Below are 1,527 nucleotides of genomic sequence, written 5' to 3' on the forward strand. Positions count from 1 at the left end.
TAAACTGTACCCTTTGTAAAGGACATTTAAAAAAAGCCTAGGCTGATTGAAGAAGGTGATCTCTGTATTGAACAGGGGTCATCTTTTTTAAATCCCACTGATATCTGTAGTTGTTATAATACGTCATGTAATCGTTAATTTCACGTTTTAGTTCCTTAAGGGTTTCACATGGTTTGATGTTCGCCTCATCCTTAAAATGTCCAAAGAAAGATTCCTGTGGGGCGTTGTCCCAACAATTTCCTCTACGAGACATAGATTGTCCCAGTTTATAATTCTCCACCATTTTTTGATATACAGGACTCGTATAATGACTTCCCTGGTCAGAGTGAATGAAGGCACCTTCAACGAACTTAATCTTCTTATTACTCTTTAATTTCTTAAGAGTGTTTGTAGCGATATCAAGTGTTACACGATCAGAGACTTGGTAAGCTAGAATTTCGTTAGTGGAACCATCTTTAATAGTTGATAAATATGCCTTTTTACCTTTCCCGTAAAACAGATATGTAATATCAGTAAGAAGGACTTTATAAGGGAACTCTTGTTTGAATTCCCTATTTAGTAGGTTCGCAAGGACCGTATGCTCTTTAGTGGCCTTCATCATTCGTTTGTAAGGGTTCACTTTTCTAATAGGACAAATTATTGAATATTTCTTCATAATTCTTCTGATTCGTTTCAAGTTATAGACAACTTTAAATTGACCTGCCAAAGTCATTTTGATTTGGCGAGCCCCTTTTTTTCGATTTTTAAATTTGTATGCTTTTAAGATTATATCTCGGGCGATTTCATCCATTTTCTCATTCTGCATTCTTCGTTCAATGGCAGCTTCAGAGAAGTAATTATAGTAGCCGGAACGTGACACCTTAGCCGTTTTACAAAGGTAACTGACCATGTTTTTCAAATTATATTTTTTAATGACGTGTTTAATGAGAATGAACTTTTCGTTTGCTGATAATGTTACTTCTACTTCTTTAGCCCCCTTTCTGCGAATCGTATCTTTTTTAATAATTCAATCTCTGCTTTTAATAAGTTGTTTTCTGCTTCTAACCGTACATTTTTCTCTTCAACTGAGAGTTCTTTTTTATGTGTTCTTCCCGAGTTCCCAGCCCGTGTATCACGTAGGCCTAATACCCCATCCTTACGGTAGGCTTTCCGCCACCTTTTGGCGGAACTATGAACACGTTCCATCCCGAGAATTTCTATATTAAATCCACAGCTTTCGAATATTTCTCTAGGAAGCTTTCCTTTCTCATATAGGTCAATAAAAGTCTGTTTAAGTTCCTCGGTGTAGGTAATCCCTTTTGTGCTCACCGATTTAACATATGGATTTCTTGTTAATATATCAATCTCTCTTTCGGTAAATGTTTTTTTGCTCATTCTATTTATTCTCCTGTCCCATTTTCATTTAATTGTACACAAAAAGACCCTGTAGAGTAGTCTTTTTTTAAGTGTCTACTCTACAGGGTACAGTTTAGTTTTCCTGTCGGTTTTTAAAGGACATTTAAAAAAAGCCTAGGCTGATTGAAGAAG

1 protein-coding gene is annotated in these 1,527 nt (G+C 35.8%); it reads right to left on the reverse strand.

The annotated features are described in order from the left end of the window. Positions 1-37 precede the first annotated feature (37 nt). Positions 38-1,374 (reverse strand): IS3 family transposase gene (locus CKK03_RS23425; RefSeq protein ID WP_099364888.1). Its coding sequence is split into 2 segments (ribosomal slippage): positions 38-981 and positions 981-1,374, totalling 1,338 coding nucleotides; the frame shifts between segments, so codons are not numbered across the junction. Positions 1,375-1,527 lie beyond the last annotated feature (153 nt).

The organism is Fredinandcohnia onubensis (assembly GCF_002734215.1).
Lineage (GTDB): Bacteria > Bacillota > Bacilli > Bacillales > Bacillaceae_L > Ferdinandcohnia > Ferdinandcohnia onubensis.